Source organism: Streptococcus mitis (assembly GCF_946190275.1).
Classification (GTDB): Bacteria; Bacillota; Bacilli; order Lactobacillales; family Streptococcaceae; genus Streptococcus; species Streptococcus mitis_DC.
The window spans coordinates 112287-136354 of sequence record NZ_CAMHZQ010000004.1 but is presented as its reverse complement, the minus strand read 5'-3'; the positions used below and the strand labels follow the sequence as shown (position 1 = coordinate 136354).

Below are 24068 nucleotides of genomic sequence, written 5' to 3'. Positions count from 1 at the left end.
ATACCAAAAAAATAGCAAGAAGACACAATAGCTAGTCTTTGCTACTGTCTAATACTCTTCGAAAATCAAATTCAAACCGCGTCAACGTCGCCTTGCCGTACTCAAGTACAGCCTGCGGCTAGTTTCCTAGTTTGCTCTTTGATTTTCATTGAGTCTAAGTTGGCTTGTGCATAAGCCTGCCAGATTTTTTGTTGGGGTTTGGCAAATGGGACATTCTTAAACTCTTCTGGTGAAAGCCAGCGAACTTCCCTATCTGAAAAATCATGGAAATCAGTCACCTGACCTGCTACAATTTGAACATGCCACTTTCGATGGCTAAAGACATGCTTGACAGTCTCAAAATAAACATCAAGCCAATCAACATCTAGGTCATAGTCCTGCTGGAAACTCTCTTCTGGACTGGGTCCAAAATTCACACTTTCTTCTGCAACCTGATGAAAGAGGTCAAACTGCTCTTCTTGCGAAAAGTTATCAACTTCTATCAAGGGGAAATGCCAAAAACCTGCCAATAGCTTTTCACTTTCATTTTTTTCAAGTAAAAATTGTCCCTGAGTATTTTTCACAACTAAGGCTTTTAGATAAATGGGAACTGGCTTTTTCTTGGGAGCCTTAATTGGATAACGGTCCATGGTTCCATTCTGATATGCCGCACTGAAGTCCTTAACCGGGCTTTCTTCTGGCCTAGGATTTACTGGCGCCTCAATATCAGACCCTAAATCCATCAAAGCTTGATTAAAGTCACCCGGACGCTCTGGGTCAATCAAGATTTCCATCATTACCTGAAAAATTTTGCGATTACTTGGAATGCCAATATCATGGTTGACTTCAAACAGACGGGCCAAAACCCGCATAACATTACCATCGACCGCTGGCTCAGGCAAGTTAAAAGCAATACTAGAAATGGCTCCTGCTGTGTAAGGACCAATTCCTTTTAAACTGGAAATTCCTTCATAGGTATTTGGAAATTGACCACCAAAGTCAGTCATAATCTGCTGGGCCGCAGCCTGCATATTGCGTACTCGAGAATAATAACCCAAACCTTCCCAAGCCTTCAATAAACGCTCTTCAGGGGTCGTTGCCAAACTTTCCACAGTTGGAAACCAGTCCAAGAATCTTTCATAGTAAGGAATAACCGTATCCACCCTGGTCTGCTGGAGCATAATTTCAGACACCCAGATATGATAAGGATTCTTACTCCTACGCCATGGTAAATCTCTTTTATTTTCATCATACCAGTTGAGAAGTTTCTCACGAAAAGAAATGGTCTTCTCCTCCGGCCACATGACGATACCGTATTCTTTCAAATCTAACATATCTCTAGTATAACACAGAAGATTCTAACTGTCCCTTTTCCTAGTATTAATACTCTTCGAAAATCTCTTCAAACCACGTCAACGTCGCCTTGCCGTATATATGTTACTGACTTCGTCAGTTCTATCCACAACCTCAAAACAGTGTTTTGAGCTGACTTCGTCAGTCTTATCTACAACCTCAAAGCAGTGCTTTGAGCAGCCTGCGGCTAGTTTCCCAGTTTGCTCTTTGATTTTCATTGAGTATAAAAAGCCTCTTCCCAAGGGAAAGAGGACTAAATCTTATTGATGAACTGCTTGAGCTGCGGTGATAAGGGTCAACTTGTAAACATCATCTGCATTACATCCACGAGAAAGGTCGTTAACTGGTTTGTTCAAACCTTGCAAAACAGGTCCTACAGCTGCAAAACCACCAAGACGTTCAGCCATCTTGTATCCGATATTTCCTGCCTCGATACCTGGGAAGATAAAGACATTTGCTTGACCAGCTACTGTACTTCCAGGAGCTTTCAGAGCTGCAGTTTCAGGAACAAAGGCTGCATCAAATTGCAACTCACCATCGATTTCAAGGTCAGGACGCAAGTCGTGAGCAATTTTAGTTGCTTCTACAACCTTATCAACACTCTCACCAAATCCTGAACCTTTAGTAGAATAACTTAGCATAGCAATTTTAGGCTCGATGCCAAACATTTTAGCTGTGATTGCTGAGTTGATGGCAATTTCAGCCAAGGCTTCTGCATCAGGATTGATATTGATAGCACAGTCTCCAAATAGGTAACGTTCCGTACCACGAACCATGAGGAAGGCACCTGAAGTACGAGTGACATTTGGACGAGTTTTGATGATTTGAAGGGCTGGGCGAACTGTTGAAGCAGTTGAGTGAATAGCTCCAGATACCATTCCATCAACCAAGCCCAAGTAAACCAACATAACACCAAAATAGTTGACATCTTCAACCAAAACCTTGCGTGCATCTTCTTCAGACATTTTGCCCTTGCGACGCTCCACTAAGGCAGCAACCATTTCTTCAAATTGAGGATAATGTTGAGGGTCAATGACTTCATAACCATCAATGATTCCTTCGATTTCAAGATAGATTTTAATTTTTTCAGGATTTCCAAGCAAAACAGGAATCACTTCTGTTTCTTTTACCAAGCGTTTAGTCGCTTGAAGAATACGTGGCTCTTCCCCTTCAGGGAGAACGATACGAGCATTTTTACCAACCAGGTTGGCTTTGAGACTTTCAAAAACTTCCATGAGTTTTCTCCTTTTAGATAATAATTATACTCTGAAACAGTTTTTATAGAGTATTAGTTGATAACTGGGTAATAAGGTTGCTGAAATCATCCGGCAAGGGACTTTCTAACTGCAAGTCTTGCTCTAAAAACGGATGATAAAAGGATAGGTAATGGCAATGCAGGGCCTGACGTTGAATGCCATCGTCCAGACTACCACCATACAAGTCATCTCCCAACAAAGGAAAACCAATATGAGAAAAATGGACTCGGATTTGGTGGGTTCGACCAGTATGCAAGCGAATGTCTACCAAATGAATATTTCCATAGGAAGCTACAATCTTGTAGGAAGTATGGGCGTACTTCCCACCTTTAGCCACTTGTCTAGTAATAATAGAGTCTTCATCACGCGCAATAGGAGCAATAATTTCTCCCTCTGACTCCAAATATCCATCTCCTTTAACGAGGGCAAAGTAGCGTTTTTCAATGGACTTTTTCTGCAACTGCTTGTCCAATCGTGCATGGGCATAGCCGTGCTTGGCAAAGAGCATCAAGCCAGAAGTATCTCTATCAAGCCTGGTCACAATGTGAACCTGCTGATTTTCATAATTTTGCTTGACGTAGTAACCCTTGATAAAATTGGCAATGGTATTGGAGTGATTGACACTAGGAATAGAAGCCACTCCATAGGGTTTATTCAAGACTAGAAAATGGTCATCCTCATAGAGAATATCCAGAGGGCGCTCAATAGCTTCCAGAGTTTCAAAGCCTTCCTCGGCGGGAATATCGATGATAACTCGGTCTCCAATATCCAATAGATAAGTTGCATTTTGAGGTTGGTCATTGACCAGAATAGCTCCGCCTCGAAACTTAATCTTGGCCAGAAGTCCCTTAGAAACCTCGTGCTTTTTTAAGAAGGTCTTAACCTTGACATGTTCATCTGCGATAAATTCAAACCTCATTCGTCCACCTCGCCGATAAATGCATCCTTAACACGATTCCAGAAACTGGTGTGGCTAGGTGATGCGACAAAGTGAATCTTATGATGGTCGATTTGATACTCAATTCGCTCAATATTACGGAAAGAATAAACGCTATTGTCAACCGAAATAGTATGGTAATCGTTTCTCGTTGGAATGAGTTCAATCTTATCCTTCTTAGGAACAATAATGGAAGAGCCCAACGTTCGATAGACACGATTATTAAGGCTGGCAATTTCCGTCAACTGAAGAGCTTCAATGGTAGGATGCAAAACAGCTCCACCAAGCGACTTGTTATAGGCTGTACTGCCAGTCGGTGTCGAAACTGTTAGCCCATCTCCACGAAAACGTTCAAAGTGGACACCGTTAATCACAACATCCGTCACCATGGTTCGATCAGACCTGCGGATACTAGCTTCATTTAGTGCTCTGAAAATCTTCACTTCACCATTTTCAAGAAAAACCTTCACATTCAGAACAGGGTATGATACCTTTGCCCCAGTATCTAGCTGCAAATTAGTCACTAGCTTGTCCAACTCAAAATCACGGTAGTCCGTATAGAAACCCAAATGTCCAGTGTGAACACCTATGAAGCGGACCTTGTCAAGCTGGTTTTCGTACTTATGAAAGGCCGACAAGAGCATGCCATCTCCACCAATGGAGATGACAATGTCCGGATTGGTATCATTGAGTATAAACTGATTTCTCTTCAAACGATCTCGCAATTCATACAAAACCCTTTGACTCTGCGGTTTTCTATTTGCTATCAGGTCAATTCGTTTACCTGTATTCTTCATCTGTATCGTCACTGTTTCCTACACCGTCATTTAATTTTCTACTCAAAGGATCAAAAAGAGCCTGGGCTTCCTGGATATCATCTCGAATTTTACCCATTTCTTCATCCAACTGATGGGCAATTTTGGCCGTAATTTCCAGTCTCTTTTTAATTTCCTCTGGGAAATCCCCTTGGTACTTGTAGTTGAGAGAATGTTCTATCGTTGCCCAGAAATTCATGGCCAAGGTACGAATTTGAATTTCCGCCAAAATGTTCTTGGCTCCATTGATGGTATCAACCGTATATTCTACTACCACGTGATAGGAACGGTAGCCTGATGCTTTTCGATGAGTAATGTAATCTCGCTCCTGTATGATTCGCATGTCCTGACGCTTGTGCAAAATTTCCACTACTTCCTTGACGTCATCTACAAACTGAACCATCACACGCAAACCAGCAATATCCTGCAAATCGTGTTCCAAGGTCGCATAAGTAATGCCACGACGAACCATTTTTTCCCTGATACTCTCAATCGGCTTGACTCGACCCGTCACAAACTCAATCGGAGAATGCTTATTTTGCTTACGATATTGCTTCCGAATACCACGTAGTTTAATCTTTAACTCACCAACAGCTTGAATGTAAGGATCTAGAAATTCTTCCCATTCTAAGGTCATATATTCTCCCTTGTTCTCATATTATCCTTCAAAAATATCTTTGATTTTTTCTCCAGATTCATATACAATAAATACAAAGCTATTATACCATAAATCCGCTTTCAACGATAAAGAAAAGGTAAGAAAAATGAAACATTTAGAAATTGAATTGAAAACACTCTTGAAAAAAGATGAATATGATCGTCTAAAAGAGCAGTTCACAGGTGTCACTCCTGTTCTTCAAAAAAATTACTACATCGAAACGCCTGATTTTGAACTGCGAGAAAAGAAAGTTGCTATGCGCATTCGAACCTTTCAAGACTGGGCAGAATTGACACTCAAAGTCCCGCAAAGTGTTGGAAACATGGAATACAATCAAAAATTGCAACTAAATGATGCAGAAAACTATTTGATCAAGAAAGTACTTCCTCAAGGGCTAGTACTGGATGAATTGGCGAAACATGATATTAAAACTAGTGAATGGCAGATTCTTGGTTGTCTCACAACGCTTCGCTATGAAATGCAAACCCCCATTGGTCTCATGGCGCTGGATGAAAGTCAGTACTTTGATATTACAGATTACGAATTAGAGCTCGAAGTGGAAAATCATGAGCAAGGCAAACAGGATTTCCAACAATTTTTAGAGGAAAATCAGATTGCTTATCAAAAAGCTCCCTCAAAATTGGTCCGATTTGTCAAAAGCATGAAAAATAGCTGAAATAATCTCCATTTTTTGGTAAAATAGAAAAGATAAAAATACACAAGTCCCAGTTCATATATGTAAGATAAATATAACTAGGATTTAAAAAGTTTACAGAGGACGGTCTATAATGTCAGATAGAAAAAACATGAAACTTTTCGCACTCAACTCTAACCAAGAGATTGCACAGAAAATTGCTCAAGCTGTTGGTGTGCCACTTGGAAAACTATCATCACGTCAATTTTCAGACGGAGAAATCCAAGTAAATATCGAAGAAAGTGTCCGAGGTTATGATGTTTACATCATCCAATCAACAAGTTTCCCTGTTAACAACCACCTAATGGAATTGTTGATCATGGTTGACGCTTGTGTGCGCGCAAGTGCCCACAGTATCAACGTTGTCCTTCCATATTTTGGTTATGCACGTCAAGACCGTATTGCTTCACCTCGTGAGCCACTTACAGCTAAACTAGTTGCTAATATGCTGGTTAAGGCTGGGGTTGACCGTGTCCTTACGCTTGATTTGCATGCTGTCCAAGTTCAAGGTTTCTTTGATATTCCTGTCGATAACCTCTACACAGTTCCACTATTTGCTAAACATTACTGCGATAAGGGCCTACTTGGTTCAGATGTTGTTGTCGTTAGCCCTAAAAATTCAGGTGTCAAACGCGCTCGTAGCTTGGCTGAATATCTTGATGCTCCTATCGCCATTATCGATTACCCACAAGACGATGCAACTCGCAACGAAGGCTATATCATCGGTGATGTTGAAGGTAAGAAAGCTATCTTAATTGACGATATTTTGAATACAGGACGTACCTTCTCTGAAGCTGCTAAAATCGTTGAACGTGAAGGAGCTACAGAAATTTATGCTGTTTCTAGCCACGGCCTCTTCGTCGAAGGAGCTGCTGAACTTCTTGACAATACTAAGATTAAAGAAATTCTTGTGACTGATTCAGTAGCAACAAAAGAAAAAACTCCTAAAAACGTATGCTACATCACTGCTAGTGAGTTAATTGGTGATGCCATCGTCCGTATTCACGAAAGAAAACCAGTCAGCCCACTCTTTGCCTACAACAAAAAGAAATAAGGTGATTCTTTGATTTATTTGGACAATGCTGCGACGACTCCTATGTCAGCAGTTGCTATTTCAGCTATGACTAAGGTTATGCAAGAAACCCATGGCAATCCATCTAGTATCCATGGTCATGGTCGTCAAGCTGGCAAACTTTTGCGCGAAGCCCGTCAGGAACTAGCCCAATTACTGGGAACAAAACCTCAACATATCTTTTTCACTTCTGGTGGAACTGAAGGAAACAATACTGCCATCATTGGCTACTGCCTTCGTCACCAAGAACGAGGAAAACATATCATCACGACTGCCATCGAACACCATGCTGTCCTTGAAACGATTGATTACTTGGTTCAACACTTTGGTTTTGAAGTAACCATTATCCAGCCAAAAAATCAGGAAATCACGGCCCAGCAAATTCAAGAGGCCTTACGTGATGATACGATTTTGGTTTCTACCATGTTTGCCAATAATGAGACAGGTAACCTACTGCCCATTGCTGAAATTGGCCAAATACTCAAGCAACACTCTGCCGCCTATCATGTTGATGCAGTTCAGGCAATCGGAAAAATTCCTATTCACCCAGAAGAATTGGGCATTGATTTTCTCACTGCTTCAGCCCATAAATTCCATGGTCCTAAGGGAATCGGTTTTCTCTACGCATCTAACATGGACTTTGATTCCTATCTCCATGGTGGAGACCAAGAACAGAAAAAGCGTGCAGGGACTGAAAATCTAGCTGCCATCGTTAGCATGGTTGCAGCCCTAAAAGAAGACCTAGAAAAACAAGAAGACAATTTTCAACATGTACAAAATTTAGAAACTGCCTTTCTTGCAGAGCTAGAGGGAGTTCAATATTACCTGAATAGAGGCGAACACCATCTCCCTTATGTTCTCAATATTGGATTTCCTGATCAGAAAAATGACCTCTTACTCCTTCGTCTAGATTTGGCTGGGATTTCAATCTCCACTGGCTCAGCCTGTACGGCAGGCATTGTCCAATCTAGTCATGTTCTCGAAGCCATGTACGGGGCAAATTCAGAACGCTTGAAGGAATCCGTTCGCATCAGTTTGTCACCACAAAATACCGTTGAAGACCTACAAACCCTCGCAAAAACCTTAAAAGAAATTATCGGAGGTTAGCCATATGGCATTTGAAAAAACCATTCAGTTAAAAAATTGTCGTTACGACTACACTCTTAGCCCTTCTGTTAAAAAATTCACCCTTAAGGACAACACCTTTTTTGAGACTAAGGTTGGTAACTATGAATTGACTCGCCTTTTGGAAAAAGTTCCGAACAGCGGTGAGGGATTCCAACTCAAAATCATCATTAACAAGGAACTTACAGGGGCTAAAATCAATATCACTGACAAGTTTGGCCTTCGTCTAGTTGATATTTTCAAATCAGAAGACCACCACATTCATCAGGAAAAATTCTACTTCCTCATGGATAGCTTGGTAGAACGTGCTGTCTTTACAAAATCTGAAAGATAGGTCCAAGATGTTTGAACTAACCTATAAAGATAGCTATCATGTAGAGCGGACTCTCAAGTACGAGGATTATGAGGCACTCATGCTGGCTTTGTCAGGCTGTGTGACTCTACCAGATACACTTTATGTGACTTCTTTGACTTTTGAGGGACAGGAAGTTTACCAAGGACTGGTCGGAGACCTCTACCGTTTTCTATCACATGCAGATTTTTTACATCAAAACTAAGATTTTTCTTAGTTTTTTTCTTGTTTTTGTTGATTTTTTCACAATGTTTCTATAAAATAGAAGAATAGAAAGGTTGTGATTTTGTGAAAGATAAACAGTCTGCTATTCCAAAAGCTACAGCGAAAAGACTCTCTCTCTACTATCGAATTTTTAAGAGATTTCATGCAGAAAAGATTGAACGTGCCAACTCTAAGCAAATTGCAGAGGCCATTGGGATTGATTCAGCGACCGTACGTCGTGATTTTTCCTATTTTGGTGAACTTGGTCGTCGTGGTTTTGGCTACGATGTCAAAAAGCTGATGACATTTTTTGCCGATTTGCTCAATGATAACTCTATTACCAATGTCATGCTGGTTGGTATTGGAAATATGGGCCATGCCCTTCTCCACTACCGCTTCCATGAGCGCAACAAAATGAAGATTATCATGGCCTTTGATCTTGATGACCATCCTGAAGTCGGAACCCAAACTCCTGATGGGATTCCCATTTACGGGATTTCTCAAATCAAGGATAAAATCAAGGATGCTGATGTGAAGACTGCTATCCTGACAGTTCCCAGCGTCAAGTCACAAGAGGTTGCCAATCTCTTGGTGGATGCTGGCGTGAAAGGAATTCTAAGTTTTTCACCAGTCCATCTGCATTTACCAAAAGATGTGGTCGTTCAGTATGTCGATTTGACAAGTGAACTCCAAACCCTCCTCTACTTCATGCGAAAAGAGGATTAGAAAGCGAAAATCATTTTATGAAAAAACCAGTTATAGGGATTACAGGAAACGAAAAAACTCATCCAGATGATGACATCATGATGAGCTACGTAGCAAAAGGCTTTGTTGAAGGCGTTAAAGACGCTGGAGGGATTCCCATCATCCTACCGATTGGTGATCAAGAAATGGCCTGCCACTATATCAGTATGATTGACAAGCTCATCTTGACAGGTGGGCAAAATGTTGATCCAAAATTCTATGGTGAACCAAAAACCATCGATAGCGATGACTACCACCTTCAAAGGGATATCTTTGAACTGGCCCTCATCAAGGAAGCTATTAAACAGAAAAAGCCAATTTTTTCTGTCTGCCGTGGAACACAACTCTTTAACGTTGCCATGGGTGGAACTTTGTATCAAGATATCAAAGATCACTGGCAGGATTGTTCCGTCGAGTACACAACCCAACGCTTAGTGACAGAACCAAATACCGTTCTACGAGAAATCTATGGAGAAATCTCCCATATCAACTCCTTCCACCATCAGAGTATTAAGGATTTAGCACCTAACTTAAAGATTGCAGCCCATGATCCTAAGGATGGTATCATTGAAGCTGTCATGAGTACGGATGATGTTGCCTTTCTCGGTGTCCAGTGGCATCCAGAGTTTCTTTTTGAAAATCGTCCCAAAGATAAAAACCTCTTTGACTATGTTGTTAATGAACTTTAGATTAAATCCGTCTTTTCACGATAACTAAAGTAACTGGAGTGAGAGACAATCAAATGGTCCAAGAGGACAATTCCCATCAGGTCGCAGGCTTCTTTAACAAGTTTAGTGACATGATCATCATTTCGACTGGGCGCTACCGCTCCTGAAGGATGATTGTGAACCAAGATGAGAGAAGTCGCCATATGCTTGATAGCATAGTGAAGGATCTCTCGTGGCTCAGCGATACTACGAGTTGCAGAACCGATAAAAATGGTCTGTTGATGGATGATTTGATTTTGAGTATTGAGATAGAGCGCCACCAGGTGCTCTTGTTTTTTATCCCCCAATTCCTGCTGCATCTTCTTGGCCAACTTTTGACTACTGAGAATACTTTCCATCTCAAGGGTCTCATGCTTGTGAATACGATGCCCCAGTTCAATCATTGCTTGTAATTCTATGGCCTTAACGCGCCCGATACCAGATAGGCTCTGCAATTCCTGCAGGGTCATTTTTTTCAAATCTGTTAGGCTTGAAAGGTTGTTCAAGACTTTCTGGGCAATTTCAAAAACGCTAGCTTGACGTGTTCCTGTCCTGAGTAAAATAGCTAGCAACTCTTGATTACTGAGCGCTTCAACTCCTTCTTTTGCCAGCCTTTCTCTTGGTAATAGTGAATCTTCTTGGAATGAAATACTGTACATAAAAATCCTCCTCACTTTATTATTCGTGAGAAGGATGGAAAATTAGATTTTTTTCTCAATTGGGGCTACACTAGCTAAAAGTTTTTTCAGGCCAACTTCTGGGAAATTGATTTTTAATTCCTGAGTAGCACCGCTACCTGAAACTTCCAGAACGGTTCCCTCTCCCCACTTCTTGTGGAGGGCAATATCACCAATGGACCAATTTGTCTCACTAGACGCTGATTTTGCGCCAGCTGTAAATGGACCAAATGGGAGACCGCTTGACTGGATAGTTTTTGGAGCAGCACTGCGTTTACGGTCTTGAAGAGCCTGAGCAAGACTCATACCTTGACCGAAGGCAAGGCCACCACTGCTATAAGATGCTTTAAAGCTTGAATTTGCTGGACGGGCTAGACCTTGATATTCAAGCAAGTCTGAACTGATTTCGTTAATAAAACGAGTCGGACGGTTGTAGTTTGTACGACCAAAAAGCAGGCGTGAGTTGGCATTTGTCAGATAGAGAATTTTCTCTGCACGTGTAATTCCTACATAGGCCAGACGGCGTTCTTCTTCCAATTCATCTTGATCTTCAGCTGCACGGCTAAGCGGAAAGACATTTTCTTCCATCCCAATCAAAAAGACAACTGGAAACTCGAGACCTTTGGCAGCATGCAGGGTCATTAGGGTCACTTCTGATGTCTCCTGACTACCTGAATCTGTGTCGGCAATCAAGGCCAGGTCATTTAAGAAACGACTCAGTTTGTCCAAACCAGTTTCCTCTTCTGGACCATCAGAGGTATCATCAAAGTTTTTCGTCACAGAAAGGAACTCTTCAATATTTTCAACCCTAGCCTTGCTTTCTAGAGTCGCTTGGGTGTTAAGAATATCGACATAACCTGTTTTTTCTAGGACGGACTCAACTAACTCAGTAATGCTTAAGTGGTCCAGTTGCTCCCGCAAATCCAGAATCATATTGGCAAAATCCCAGATAGACTGGGCTGCTTTACCCTTGATACCAGATAACATGATATTAGCAGAAGCATCTAGCATGGACATATCTTGCATATTCGCAAAGTCACGGATTTTCTCAACTGTACCTGGCCCAATTCCACGTTTCGGTTCGTTGATAATACGCTCAAAACTGATATTGTCACTCAAATTAGCAATGAGGTTGAGATAAGCGATAATATCGCGAATTTCCTTACGGCTGTAGAACTTGGTTCCACCAACCATGGTATAAGGTATATTTGACTTGAGCAGGGCTTCCTCAATAGTACGAGACTGGGCATTTGTACGATAGAGGACTGCAAAATCCTTGTGAAGGAAGTTTTGACTGCGACTAAGTTCATCGATGGTTCTGGCTACAAATACAGCCTCATCCAGCTCATCATCGGCACGATAGTAAACGATTTGCTCCCCATCAGCGTTTTGGGTCCAGAGATTCTTAGGACGGCGGTTTTTATTATTTTTAATAACCTCGTTGGCCGCTTGGAGAATGGTTTTAGTTGAACGATAATTCTCCTCCAACAAAACAACCTTAGCTTGGGGGTAATCCTTTTCAAAGTCCAAGATATTCTGCATATCAGCACCACGCCAACCGTAGATAGACTGGTCCGCATCCCCAACCACACAGATATTTTTAAAACGGGAAGCTAAGAGTTTGACCAGTTGGTACTGGGCATGGTTGGTATCTTGGTATTCATCAACGTGGATGTATTGAAACTTCTGCTGGTAGTAGGTCAAGACATCAGGATTCTGATCAAAGAGACGCAGGGTCAGCATAATCAAATCATCAAAGTCAACCGACTCCGACTGACGAAGCTCTTTTTGATAAGCAGTATAACACTGGGCCACGATTTGCGTATACATATCACCAGCTTGAGCAGCATAGGCAACATCATCAATCAGGTCATTCTTAGCATTGGAAATGGTTCCTAAGATGCTTCGTTCATTCCATTTTTTCGGATCCAAGTTCAACTGCTTGAGAATACGTTTCATGAGAGTTCGTTGTTCACCAGGATCGACAATTGTAAAATTACGGTTGTAGCCAATATGATCCGCATCGCGACGCAGAATACGAACACACATGGAGTGGAAGGTCGCAATCAGACAGTCCTGAGTGGCTGGATTGAGGCTATAAGCACGCTCCTTCATCTCACGCGCAGCCTTATTAGTAAAGGTAATGGCCAAGATATTCCACGGATTGACCAGCTTTTCATCAATCAGATAAGCAATGCGGTGGGTCAAAACTCGGGTCTTTCCAGAGCCAGCCCCCGCCATAATCAACAAGGGACCTTCTGTCGTTTGCACCGCCTCAGCCTGACGGTCATTCATTCCATTTAATAATGCGTTCATCTTCTCTTCCTTACTCTTGAAGTCAATATTTCTATTATATCAGAAATCAGGGAAAATATCTTTACCTAGATTAATTGTGTGTAGAAGGCAACTCTTTCATTAGCTGAAAACAACTCCTTAGAACTAGATAAGAAAATGAGCTTGGATAGTGTTTCCAAACTCATTTAAAGTCAATTATAATATATTAGAACAAGCCTAGAACTGTTCCGTCACTTTCAACATCCATATTAAGAGCAGCAGGGCGCTTTGGAAGGCCTGGCATAGTCATGACATCGCCAGTTAGGGCAACGATGAAGCCTGCACCTAATTTTGGCACCAATTCACGAATGGTAATTTCAAAGTTTTCAGGTGCTCCAAGTGCATTTGGATTGTCTGAGAAGCTATACTGGGTCTTAGCCATACAGATTGGCAATTTGTCCCAACCGTTTTGAACGATTTGAGCGATTTGAGTTTGAGCTTTCTTCTCAAAGTTCACTTTGCTACCACGGTAGATTTCAGTAACAATCTTTTCAATCTTTTCTTGAACAGAAAGGTCATTGTCATACAAACGTTTATAGTTAGATGGGTTTTCAGCGATAGTCTTGACAACTGTTTCGGCAAGTGCTACTCCACCTTCTGCACCATCAGCCCAGACACTAGCCAATTCAACTGGTACATCGATTGAGGCACAAAGTTCTTTCAAGACTGCAATTTCAGCTTCTGTATCAGAGACAAATTCATTAATAGCTACGACTGCAGGTACTCCAAATTTACGGATATTTTCAACGTGGCGTTTCAAGTTAGCAAAACCTGCACGAACTGCTTCTACGTTTTCTTCTGTCAGAGCGTCTTTAGCCACACCACCATTCATCTTAAGGGCACGAAGGGTTGCGACAATGACAACTGCATCTGGAGATGTTGGTAAGTTTGGAGTCTTAATATCAAGGAATTTCTCGGCACCAAGGTCTGCACCAAAACCAGCTTCAGTAACAGTGTAATCAGCCAAGTGAAGGGCTGTTGTAGTTGCTAAGACAGAGTTACATCCGTGAGCAATATTGGCAAATGGACCACCGTGCACAAAGGCAGGTGTTCCGTAAATTGTTTGAACCAAGTTTGGCTTAATAGCATCCTTCAAGATCAACGTCAAGGCACCTTCAACCTGCAAATCACCTACAGAAACAGGCGTACGATCATAGCGATAACCGATAACGATATTGGCCAAACGGCGTTTCAAATCTTCAATATCAGTCGCCAAGCAAAGAATGGCCATGATTTCAGAAGCAACTGTAATATCAAAACCATCCTCACGTGGAATTCCGTTTAGAGGACCACCAAGTCCAACTGTCACATGACGAAGGGCGCGATCATTCAAGTCCACAACACGTTTCCAAAGGATACGACGTTGGTCAATTCCCAACTCATTCCCTTGGTGCAAGTGGTTGTCAATCAAGGCAGAAAGCGCATTGTTGGCAGTCGTAATGGCATGCATATCCCCCGTAAAGTGGAGATTGATGTCTTCCATTGGCAGAACTTGAGCGTAACCACCACCAGCAGCACCACCCTTAATCCCCATTACAGGACCAAGAGATGGTTCGCGGATAGCGATCATGGTTTTCTTGCCAATTTTATTCAAGGCATCCGCAAGACCAATGGTAATCGTCGATTTTCCTTCACCTGCAGGTGTTGGGTTGATGGCAGTAACTAGAATCAATTTCCCAACTGGATTGCTCTCAACTGCACGAATTTTATCAAAGCTGAGTTTAGCCTTGTACTTTCCATACAACTCCAAATCATCGTAAGAAATGCCCAGTTTCTCTACAACATCAACGATTGGCTTTAACTCAATACTCTGTGCGATTTCAATATCTGTTTTCATTCAAAACTCCTCTAACCTCTTATATGATAATTCATTATAACACAAAATAAGATTTTTAACATCCCAAAACTCTCTAAACGTTCGTAAATATCTCTGTTTTTAAGGTTTTTAGAGTCCTTTCTTAAATTTTATATGGCTTTATAGTTTGAAACTATATTCTTTCCTTTTACCAAAATTTTATCACTTTCATTTTACTTACCGTTTATTTTTGTGTACAATAGTGCTATGAAAATTTTAGTTACATCGGGTGGTACCAGTGAATCTATCGATAGCGTCCGCTCTATCACTAACCATTCTACAGGTCACTTGGGGAAAATCATCACAGAAACCTTGCTTGCTGCAGGGCATGAAGTTTGTTTGATAACAACAAAACGAGCCGTGAAGCCAGAACCTCATCCTAACCTAAGCATTCAAGAAATTAACAATACAAACGACCTTCTCCTTGAAATGCAAGAACGTGTTCAGAATTATCAGGTCTTGGTCCACTCAATGGCTGTTTCTGACTACACTCCTGTTTATATGACAGGGCTTGAGGAAGTCCAAGCTAGTTCCAATCTAGAAGAATTTTTAAGCAAGCAAAATCATCAAGCTAAGATTTCTTCAACTGACGAGGTTCAGGTTTTATTCCTAAAAAAGACACCCAAAATTATTTCTCTAGTCAAGGAGTGGAATCCTGCTATTCATCTGATTGGTTTCAAACTGCTAGTTGATGTCTCTAAGGATTATCTCATCGAGATTGCCAGAAAAAGTCTTATCAAGAACCAAGCAGACTTAATCATTGCAAATGATCTGACTAAAATCTCAGCAAACCAGCATCGTGCAATCTTTGTTGAAAAAGATCAGCTTCAAACAGTCCAGACTAAAGAAGAAATTGCAGAACTCCTCCTTGAAAAAATTCAAGACTATCATTCATAGAAAGGAAAGCTATGGCAAATATTCTCTTGGCTGTAACAGGGTCAATCGCCTCTTACAAGTCGGCAGATTTAGTCAATTCTCTAAAAAAACAAGGTCATCAAGTCACTGTCTTAATGACTCAGGCTGCTACAGAGTTTATCCAACCTTTGACTCTACAGGTCTTATCACAGAATCCTGTCCACTTGGATGTCATGAAGGAACCCTATCCTGATCAAGTCAATCATATCGAACTTGGAAAAAAAGCAGATTTATTCATCGTAGTCCCTGCAACAGCTAACACTATTACAAAACTAGCCCACGGCTTTGCAGACAACATGGTGACCAGTACGGCTCTAGCCTTGCCAAGTCATATTCCCAAACTAATAGCTCCTGCTATGAACACAAAAATGTATGACCATCCAGCAACTCAGGCTAATCTGAAAACATTAGAAACCTACGGCTATCAGCTGATTGCTCCTAAGGAATCCCTACTAGCTTGTGGAGACCACGGACGAGGAGCCTTAGCTGACCTCACAATTATTTTAGAAAGAATAAAGGAAACTCTCGATGAAAAAACGCTCTAATATTGCACCTATTGCTATCTTTTTTGCAACCATGCTCGTGATACACTTTCTGAGCTCACTTATCTTTAACCTTTTTCCATTCCCAATCAAACCGACTATCGTTCATATTCCTGTCATTATTGCCAGCATTATTTACGGTCCACGAGTTGGGGTTACACTTGGATTTTTGATGGGGCTACTTAGCTTAACTGTTAACACGATTACAATTCTACCGACAAGTTACCTCTTCTCCCCATTTGTACCAAACGGAAACATCTACTCAGCTATCATTGCCATCGTACCACGTATTTTGATTGGTTTAACTCCGTATCTAGTCTATAAACTGATGAAAAATAAAACTGGTCTGATTTTAGCTGGAGCCCTTGGTTCCTTGACAAATACTGTCTTTGTACTTGGTGGAATTTTCTACCTTTTTGGAAATGTCTTTGATGGTAATATCCAAAAACTCCTAGCAACTGTTATCTCAACAAATTCGATTGCTGAATTAGTTATTTCCGCAGTTCTAACCCTAGCCATTGTTCCAAGACTACAGACTTTGAAAAAATAAAAACATCTCCACTTTCAAGCTTGAAGGTGGAGATTTTGCTCTGTATAGTTTGGATTTTTAGTGAAATGTTTACGAGTCTTTAATTAAAAAAATGACTTATAAACCTAAGTAAATCCTTGCTTAATTGCCTTGTTTATTGTACTATACTAGTGTATATACAGATAAAAAGGAGATTCTTATGAATACACGGAAAAAGACACAATTTATGACAATGACTGCCCTCTTAACGGCTATTGCGATTTTGATTCCAATCGTTATGCCTTTTAAGATCGTCATTCCACCTGCTTCTTACACTTTGGGGAGCCACATCGCCATTTTTATTGCCATGTTCTTATCGCCCTTGATGGCAGTTTTTGTCATCCTAGCCTCTAGTTTTGGATTTTTGATGGCTGGCTATCCCATGGTTATTGTTTTTCGAGCTTTTTCCCATATCTTTTTTGGGACTTTGGGAGCTCTTTACCTACAAAAATTCCCCGATACCCTAGATAAACCAAAAGCTTCCTGGATTTTTAATTTTGTTTTAGCGCTTATCCATGCCCTTGCTGAAGTATTGGCCTGTGTCCTTTTTTACGCAACTTCCGGTACTAATGTAGAAAATATGTTTTATGTTCTCTTTGTGCTAGTTGGATTTGGCACAATTATCCATAGTATGGTAGACTATACATTAGCACTAGCTGTCTATAAAGTGCTTCGAAAACGCCGTTAAAAGGAAGAACTATGACAAAAGATCGCAAACAAGCCCTGCTCCAACTCTTGAAAGAAGCTCCTAAAGCCCTCAATGGTCAAAGTTTGGCGGAACATTTTCATGTCACACGTCAGGTCATTGTCCAGGACATTGCAATTTTGAGAGCCGATGGCGCTCCTATCCTATCCACTAATCGTGGCTACATCTATAAGCAAATTGAAACCAATCCTTATGTTCACAAACTTTTCAAAGTGAAACATGAAGTTGAAGAAATCGGTCAGGAACTCCTTGCTATCGTCGATAATGGAGGACGTGTCCAGAATACTTTGATTGACCATCCCGTTTATGGAGAAATTGAAACCTTGCTGAAACTGTCTTGCCGCCGAGATGTTCAGCATTTTCTAGAACAAGTCGAGCATTCAGACTTTAGACCATTGTCTGAATTAACAGATGGCATCCATTACCACCTAGTCGAAGCTGAAACACAACAAGACCTCCACTATATCGAGGAGGCCTTGGATCAACTTGGTTATTTAATAAAAGACTAGAAAATTTTCTTTTCCCAATCGTCTTCTGTACGACGAGGGTAGAAAAACTCTGACTTGTCCGGAGCTTCCATCATCTCCATCAAGGGTAGCATATCATAGGCCAGATCCAAATTTGGATCTGGTCTTTTTGAACCCAATAGCTCAAATACTAACAATGATATTTAAAAACTACATTGAATGAAAATTAACAACTACCTACTTACTAAAAATATATCACCAGTTATGTTGATCAACATTATCCTTAGTCACAAGATAAATTGGAGAAACTGTTTCTTTTTCCAGTTTTTTCCCTTGATAATAATCAATTGCTGATTGAATAGCAATTTCACCCATCTTAGCTGGTTGTTGAGCAATAGTGGCAGTAATATCACCTTTTGAAATAGCGTCATGTGCATCTGGTTGACCATCAATACCAACAATTAATACATTGCTAAGACCAGCTGCTTTTACTGCTTGTGCAGCTCCTAACGCCATCTCATCATTCTGTGCAAAAATTGCTTGTACTTCTTTGTTTCCTTGAATCATATTTTGCGCTGTATTCAAAGCTTTTGCGCGATCAAAATTGGCGGATTGACTAGAAAGAACATCTAAATTTGTCTTTGAAATTTGTTCAAATCCTTTACCTCTATCTACTGTTGCAGAAGCGCCAGGGACTCCTGATAATTCAAAAGTTTTTGCTTTTTCTCCCAATTGTTTGGTAATAAATTCGGCAGCCATTTTACCTGCTTCTACGTTATCAGAAGCAACAGTTGTCAAGACTTCACCACCATTACTACCGCGGTCAATTAAGATTACTGGAATATTTGCATTATTAGCAGCTTTAATAGATGTAACAATTGCATCAGAATCAACTGGATTAATTAGTAAAGCATCTACATTTTGACTAATAAAATTTTGAATATCATCTGCTTGTCTAGCAGCATCATCTTGTGCATCTGCTATCTTCAAAGTTACTTCTTTTTCTCCTGCAGCTTTTTCAAGACCATCTTTCATAGCCACAAAATAGGGATTGTTAGTAGTCGAAATAGAAACTCCTAATTTTAATTCTTTTGCCAACTTTTGAGTCGTAGATTTATTATCATTTGATGAATTTCCTAAACCAGTTTTTCCACAAGCTACTAAAGCAAAAATAAATGTTACAAACAAAGCAAAAATGCTAATTTTTTTAATAATTTTCATGTTATTACTCCTCGTAATATATATCTATAGGGATAGTTTCAATCCCGATTATTGTACGTCATCTAATAAATTGTTACTATTTCCAAAAAAATTGAAAATTATTCTACTGTTTTACAACTTTAAAACGATCAATCAGAACAGCAATTAAAATTACAACTCCTTTTACTACTTGTTGCCAAAATGCTGAAACACCGATAATATTAAGCCCATTATTCAAAACCCCAATAATTAAAGCACCTATTAGAGTCCCCAGTATACGACCTTTACCTCCTGATAAAGAGGTTCCCCCAAGAACAACAGCTGCAATAGCATCCATTTCATAACTAGCACCTGCTGTTGGTTGAGCAGAACTTAATCGTGATGTTATAATCAATCCAGAAATTGAAGCCATAATACCTGAAATTGAATAAATGATAATTTTCACTTTATTTAGTTTCACACCTGATATATATGCTGCTTTTTCATTCCCCCCTATAGCATACACAGATTTACCAAATGCTGTTTTATGAAGTAAAACATATAAAACAATAAATACAATAAACATAATAATTACAGGAAATGGAATTCCGACTATGTAACCTTGCCCCAAAAATTGAAATAAGAATGTATCACTTAATCCCTTTGTAATAGGATTCCCATTTGTATAAACAAGTGTTGCGCCTCTAAAAATAGTCATAGTTGCTAAAGTAACGATAAATGGAGCTAATTTCCCGTAGGAAATCAATAAACCATTCATCATCCCCAGAATGCAACCCAAAATTAAAGAGATGAGAATTGCTAATATAACAGGCATTCCAGATCCTAATAGACCAGCTGTTAACGCACTGGATAAGGCTAAAATTGATCCAACTGATAAATCAATTCCACCTGTTAGAATAACAAAGGTCATTCCAAAAGCGATCAGTGCATTTGATGTTACTTGCAATAGTAAATTTAACAGATTATTTGCTGTTAAAAAATTTGAATTGATAATAGTGATGACAGCCATTAAAATTATCAATGCTATTACTGTTGTCAATTCTGACATATACTTCATAGTATTTTTCACACTATTGTCCTCCTGTAGCTAGTTGCATAACTTTTTCTTGTGTAGCTTCTTGACGTGTTAATTCTCCACTAATTCTTCCTTCATGCATGACCATAATGCGATCACTGACTCCGATCACTTCTGGTAAATCTGAAGATACCATAATAATTGGCACACCTCGTTCAGCCAATTCATTCATTAATTGGTAAATTTCACGCTTAGCACCAACATCTACCCCACGAGTTGGCTCATCTAGAATCAGTACTTTTGGAGCAATACCTATCCATTTTGCTAAAACTACTTTCTGTTGATTACCACCAGAAAGTGTTCCAACTTCCTTATCTGGATAACCTGATTTAATTCGTAGCCTATCTATTAAACGTTGTACAAATATATCACTTGTTTTATTATCGAAAATGCCATTTTTAACAAAATCACGAGTACTAGGTAAAGTCATATTATCTTTAATAGAAAAATCTAAAATCAATCCCTCATCTTTACGATCTTCTGTTAAGAAACCAATTCCATGCTTAATTGCTTCAAAAGGATTTTTAATTATCAGTTGTTCTTCGTTTATTATAATTTGACCAGATTTTAAAGAATCAATTCCAAAAATTGCTCGCATTATTTCAGTACGACCAGCACCCATCAAACCAGAAAAACCAAGAATTTCCCCTTGACGTACATAGAAAGAAATATCCGTAAAAGCATCACCAGAAAGATTCTTAGCTTGAAAAACAATATTCCCAATCTCAGCCTTTTTTTCTGGATAATAATCTTCTAATTCACGACCTACCATCTTCTGAACTAATTCATCCGCATTAGTTAACTTCGTTTTCTTAGTATCAATTACAAACCCATCCCTCATAACAGTTATAAGATCTGTAATCTTAAAGATTTCTTCCATCCGATGTGAAATATACACAATACCTACACCATCAGATTTTAATCCTTCTATCACTTTAAAAAGTGTTTCAGTTTCACGATCAGTTAAAGCTGCTGTGGGTTCATCCATAATTAACAAGGAAACTTCTGATAATAGACATTTTGCTATTTCTATCATTTGTTGTTGTCCGACTGATAATTGACCAATGATTGCGTCGAGAGGAATAGATATATTAAGACGTTTAAATGCTTCTTTAGCTTTCCTTTCCATACTAGCTTTATCTAGAAACCCAATCGAATTTTTAATTTCTCTTCCTAAAAAAAGATTATCAAGTACAGTCATATCTGGCCAAGTATTCATTTCTTGATGAATAAAACTCAGTCCAAACCGTTCTGCCTCTTGAGGATTAGAAAATGTTTTTTCTTTTCCATCAATAAAAATAGTTCCTGAAGTAGCTGGAAAAAGTCCAGTTAAAATATTCATTAAGGTTGATTTGCCTGCACCATTCTCTCCCATTAAAGCATGAACTTCTCCTGAATTAAGAACCAAATCAATACTTTCTAAAACACGATTATTCCCAAAAGATTTTGAAATGTTCTTCATTTCAATTTTCATAGGCAACCCCCTTCTAAATAATAACTCCTGATTGCAAGATTATATTCGAATATGGTGTATCTTCCCCAGTGCGAATAACTGCCTTAACTTTAGTATTCATAGCTTTCAATTCTTCATGACTAATATATTCAATAATTATATTCGATCCTAAAAGATCTAGAACTGCTTGCCACTGTTCTTTGTTTTTTTCCTTAATTTCTTCTGCTAAGAAAATTTTTTCAATAAGTACATGATCTGAATATTCTTTTAAAACTTCTAAAAAACTTGGACTGCCTTTTCTTAATGCTAAATCAATTTTATCAACACCTTTTGGAACTGGCAATCCTAAATCTCCGATACAAACCAAATCCATATGACCTAAATCATCAGCTAGTTTTGCTATATTACTATTTAAAATCCCATATTTCTTCATATCCTGAATGCTCCTTTATTTCTTTCAAACTCGGCATGCCTCCTTGCGCTCCAAACCTTTGAACAGAAAGATGTGAAGCAATCGTTGCAAAGGACAATGCAATATTCATCTCTTTTCCTTTTGAGATAGCATAAGCAAAAGCACCATTAAACGTATCTCCTGCTCCTGTAGTATCAACTACTTCTGCTTTTATAGCAGGAATCTTCTGAACTGCTGCCCCATCATAATAAATAGAACCTTCAACTCCTAATGTCACAATCATTTTATTAGGATAAATTTTAATAATTTCTTCTAATTTCTTATCTGGAAAAAGCTCTGAACATTCATGCTCATTAGGAGTAATAAAATCACAAAAAGGAATCATCTCTATATCCGTTTCTCTAGCTGGTGCAGGATTGTAAAGCACCTTAACTTTATTTTCTTGACAAAATTTAGCTATAGATAAGTTGGCTTCATGTGGTATTTCATTTTGTAATACAACAATACTTGCATCACTAATCAATTCCCACTCATTTTTCCAATCATTTGTTTTAACTAAATTATTCGCTCCGGGATAATAAATAATCCTATTATCACCTCCATATAAAGTAATTTGTGCAACTCCTGTAGATTGTGGTACCGTTCCCACATATTCTATAGAAATATTATTATTTTGCAGATTGCTTAGTAAATCTGCTGAAAAAATATCTTCTCCGACGTTTCCAAATATGTAAACATTATCTTCTACACTGGATAATCTACCAATAGCTACAGCTTGATTTGCACCTTTTCCACCTGGAACTATATTAAATGAATCCCCAAAAATCGTTTCACCTCCTTCTGGAATCCTTTTTGTTCTCATAACTAAGTCCATTGAAATACTTCCAACAACAACAATTTTACTCATTACTTTCTCCTTAATGTATTTCTTTCTACGTATCTAACAGGTAGTTTAATTTTAACTTCATCTATAGAGAACTTATTTGCCATATTATAGATTAGCCTTGCAGCCTGTTCTCCCATTTTATATGATGATTGGTGGATAGTTGATAAAGAAGGATAAATAAATTGACTAAGTACAATATCATCATAACCAATGATTTGAATATCATCTGGAATTTTTTTACCAATTGCTAAAATTTCATGAATATAAGCTATCGCATGAATATCAGAAGGTGCTATAATACTATCAATATTTGGATTTCTTTTTAGATTCTCTTTAGCTTCTTTTTGAATTTTTTCAAACTCAAATGTTTCACTTTCTTCAATATGAATCTCTAAAGATTTATTCCTCAAATAGTTTAAACTGGCTTCAAATCGTTCCGCAATGTTCTCAGCTTTATCATCTAAAACTTTAATAATCATAACTTGCTTAGCGCCAGCATTCCAAATTGCTTTAGCAGCCAAACGTCCACCCAACTGATTATCAGAAAAGACACCGTAACCTGTATCTTTACTAATCCGGTCAACCACAACAACAGGTAACGTCAGATTTGGAAATTCCTTTGTAAAGTCAAGTGTCGTTATAATACCAGCTGCATTTGTTTTTAACAAAAGGTTTATATATTCTTCTAACGAATCATGATCTGAAATAGTACCAACCATAATCCTATAACCTTTATCTTTCAAATATGATTCGGCTCCTCGAACCAATCTTGGGAAGAACGGATTAGAAATATCTGGCAATAAGAGTCCTACCATTCGATTTTTTTTAGTTTTTAAAGATTGTGCTAATACATTTGGTGTGTAATTTAATTTCTTGATAGCATTTTTTATCTTTTCTCTCGCATCATCTCCGACATAGCCTTTTTTCGAAATATATCTTGAAACTGTTGACTTTGATACTCCAGCTTCTTCAGCAACCTGTTTTATTGTAGTCATCACTCCTCCTTTTTATATTGTGGAACCGTTCCCTTATGTATATAGTAAGCGTTTTCTTTGTTTTTGTCAATACTTTTTTAGAAATAT

Annotated in this window: 26 protein-coding genes and 1 pseudogene; 12 read left to right on the top strand and 15 right to left on the bottom strand. The window is 39.0% G+C overall.

Annotation, left to right across the window (positions count from 1 at the left end):
- Positions 1-101: 101 nt before the first annotated feature.
- The 5 genes from mutY to yjbM form a co-directional block, all read right to left on the bottom strand.
- On the bottom strand, positions 102-1313 hold the full coding sequence (gene mutY / locus N8M20_RS03995) for an A/G-specific adenine glycosylase (protein WP_261079149.1): 1212 nt from the start codon (positions 1311-1313) through the stop codon (positions 102-104).
- A gap of 279 nt (positions 1314-1592) precedes the next feature.
- Entirely contained in the window at positions 1593-2567 is a 975-nt protein-coding gene (gene pta, locus N8M20_RS03990; RefSeq protein WP_261079148.1) for a phosphate acetyltransferase, read from the bottom strand.
- Between the two features lie 43 nt (positions 2568-2610).
- Complete coding sequence (locus N8M20_RS03985; protein ID WP_261079147.1) at positions 2611-3507, bottom strand: RluA family pseudouridine synthase; 897 nt, start codon at positions 3505-3507, stop codon at positions 2611-2613.
- The gene (locus N8M20_RS03980; RefSeq protein ID WP_261079146.1) at positions 3504-4322 is read right to left on the bottom strand and encodes an NAD kinase; all 819 of its coding nucleotides are present in this window, start codon (positions 4320-4322) and stop codon (positions 3504-3506) included. The genes N8M20_RS03985 and N8M20_RS03980 overlap by 4 nt, the downstream gene beginning before the upstream one ends.
- A complete protein-coding gene (gene yjbM, locus N8M20_RS03975) occupies positions 4306-4977 on the bottom strand; it encodes a GTP diphosphokinase (protein ID WP_261079145.1) in 672 nt (223 codons plus the stop codon). The genes N8M20_RS03980 and yjbM overlap by 17 nt, the downstream gene beginning before the upstream one ends.
- A gap of 127 nt (positions 4978-5104) precedes the next feature.
- Between yjbM and N8M20_RS03970 the strand changes: the two genes are divergently transcribed.
- From N8M20_RS03970 to N8M20_RS03940, 7 genes are all read left to right on the top strand, one after another.
- Positions 5105-5674 carry a CYTH domain-containing protein gene (locus N8M20_RS03970; protein WP_261079144.1) on the top strand — a complete coding sequence of 190 codons (570 nt, stop codon included), beginning with the start codon at positions 5105-5107 and terminating at the stop codon, positions 5672-5674.
- A gap of 112 nt (positions 5675-5786) precedes the next feature.
- Positions 5787-6746 carry a ribose-phosphate diphosphokinase gene (locus N8M20_RS03965; protein ID WP_001283822.1) on the top strand — a complete coding sequence of 320 codons (960 nt, stop codon included), beginning with the start codon at positions 5787-5789 and terminating at the stop codon, positions 6744-6746.
- A 9-nt stretch (positions 6747-6755) separates the two neighbouring features.
- On the top strand, positions 6756-7871 hold the full coding sequence (locus tag N8M20_RS03960; protein ID WP_261079143.1) for a cysteine desulfurase family protein: 1116 nt from the start codon (positions 6756-6758) through the stop codon (positions 7869-7871).
- A gap of 4 nt (positions 7872-7875) precedes the next feature.
- A complete protein-coding gene (locus N8M20_RS03955; RefSeq protein ID WP_261079142.1) occupies positions 7876-8223 on the top strand; it encodes a DUF1831 domain-containing protein in 348 nt (115 codons plus the stop codon).
- 7 nt (positions 8224-8230) lie between these two features.
- On the top strand, positions 8231-8446 hold the full coding sequence (locus N8M20_RS03950; protein WP_049500787.1) for a DUF4649 family protein: 216 nt from the start codon (positions 8231-8233) through the stop codon (positions 8444-8446).
- 83 nt (positions 8447-8529) lie between these two features.
- Positions 8530-9171, top strand: a complete 642-nt coding sequence (locus N8M20_RS03945; RefSeq protein WP_000653417.1) for a redox-sensing transcriptional repressor Rex — start codon at positions 8530-8532, stop codon at positions 9169-9171.
- Positions 9172-9188: 17 nt separating this feature from the next.
- Positions 9189-9878: a gamma-glutamyl-gamma-aminobutyrate hydrolase family protein gene (locus N8M20_RS03940; protein WP_261079141.1), complete on the top strand. Its 690-nt coding sequence runs from the start codon at positions 9189-9191 to the stop codon at positions 9876-9878.
- On the opposite strand, the gene radC is transcribed toward N8M20_RS03940, so the two are convergent.
- The 3 genes from radC to N8M20_RS03925 form a co-directional block, all read right to left on the bottom strand.
- Entirely contained in the window at positions 9875-10555 is a 681-nt protein-coding gene (gene radC, locus N8M20_RS03935) for a RadC family protein (RefSeq protein WP_033683740.1), read from the bottom strand. The two genes, N8M20_RS03940 and radC, sit on opposite strands and share 4 nt — an antisense overlap.
- Before the next feature lie 42 nt (positions 10556-10597).
- Positions 10598-12889 (bottom strand): DNA helicase PcrA, encoded by a 2292-nt coding sequence (gene pcrA, locus N8M20_RS03930; protein ID WP_261079140.1) that lies wholly within the window; start codon positions 12887-12889, stop codon positions 10598-10600.
- A 184-nt stretch (positions 12890-13073) separates the two neighbouring features.
- Positions 13074-14744 (bottom strand): formate--tetrahydrofolate ligase, encoded by a 1671-nt coding sequence (locus tag N8M20_RS03925; RefSeq protein ID WP_261079139.1) that lies wholly within the window; start codon positions 14742-14744, stop codon positions 13074-13076.
- 225 nt (positions 14745-14969) lie between these two features.
- On the opposite strand from N8M20_RS03925, the gene coaB reads away from it, so the two are divergent.
- The 5 genes from coaB (at position 14970) to N8M20_RS03900 (ending at position 18002) form a co-directional block, all read left to right on the top strand.
- Positions 14970-15659, top strand: a complete 690-nt coding sequence (gene coaB / locus N8M20_RS03920) for a phosphopantothenate--cysteine ligase (protein WP_261079138.1) — start codon at positions 14970-14972, stop codon at positions 15657-15659.
- Positions 15660-15670: 11 nt separating this feature from the next.
- Entirely contained in the window at positions 15671-16222 is a 552-nt protein-coding gene (gene coaC / locus N8M20_RS03915; protein WP_261079137.1) for a phosphopantothenoylcysteine decarboxylase, read from the top strand.
- Positions 16206-16769 (top strand): ECF transporter S component, encoded by a 564-nt coding sequence (locus tag N8M20_RS03910; RefSeq protein WP_000747412.1) that lies wholly within the window; start codon positions 16206-16208, stop codon positions 16767-16769. Before coaC ends, N8M20_RS03910 begins: the two co-directional genes overlap by 17 nt.
- A gap of 178 nt (positions 16770-16947) precedes the next feature.
- Positions 16948-17475: an ECF transporter S component gene (locus tag N8M20_RS03905; RefSeq protein ID WP_261079136.1), complete on the top strand. Its 528-nt coding sequence runs from the start codon at positions 16948-16950 to the stop codon at positions 17473-17475.
- An 11-nt stretch (positions 17476-17486) separates the two neighbouring features.
- Entirely contained in the window at positions 17487-18002 is a 516-nt protein-coding gene (locus tag N8M20_RS03900; protein ID WP_261079135.1) for a transcription repressor NadR, read from the top strand.
- Here the strand turns inward: N8M20_RS03900 and N8M20_RS03895 are convergent.
- From N8M20_RS03895 to N8M20_RS03865, 7 genes and pseudogenes are all read right to left on the bottom strand, one after another.
- Positions 17999-18138 (bottom strand): annotated as a pseudogene (locus tag N8M20_RS03895) (8-oxo-dGTP diphosphatase); the annotation flags it as partial. The gene N8M20_RS03900 and the pseudogene N8M20_RS03895 sit on opposite strands and share 4 nt — an antisense overlap.
- Positions 18139-18215: 77 nt before the next feature.
- Positions 18216-19181 carry a substrate-binding domain-containing protein gene (locus N8M20_RS03890; protein ID WP_261079134.1) on the bottom strand — a complete coding sequence of 322 codons (966 nt, stop codon included), beginning with the start codon at positions 19179-19181 and terminating at the stop codon, positions 18216-18218.
- A gap of 103 nt (positions 19182-19284) precedes the next feature.
- Entirely contained in the window at positions 19285-20229 is a 945-nt protein-coding gene (locus N8M20_RS03885; protein WP_261079133.1) for an ABC transporter permease subunit, read from the bottom strand.
- 1 nt (position 20230) lies between these two features.
- Entirely contained in the window at positions 20231-21709 is a 1479-nt protein-coding gene (locus tag N8M20_RS03880; protein WP_000687781.1) for a sugar ABC transporter ATP-binding protein, read from the bottom strand.
- Between the two features lie 13 nt (positions 21710-21722).
- On the bottom strand, positions 21723-22121 hold the full coding sequence (rbsD, locus tag N8M20_RS03875) for a D-ribose pyranase (RefSeq protein WP_000759835.1): 399 nt from the start codon (positions 22119-22121) through the stop codon (positions 21723-21725).
- The gene (gene rbsK, locus N8M20_RS03870; protein ID WP_261079132.1) at positions 22096-23007 is read right to left on the bottom strand and encodes a ribokinase; all 912 of its coding nucleotides are present in this window, start codon (positions 23005-23007) and stop codon (positions 22096-22098) included. The genes rbsD and rbsK overlap by 26 nt, the downstream gene beginning before the upstream one ends.
- Entirely contained in the window at positions 23007-23981 is a 975-nt protein-coding gene (locus N8M20_RS03865) for a LacI family DNA-binding transcriptional regulator (protein ID WP_261079130.1), read from the bottom strand. The genes rbsK and N8M20_RS03865 overlap by 1 nt, the downstream gene beginning before the upstream one ends.
- Between the last annotated feature and the right edge of the window lie 87 nt (positions 23982-24068).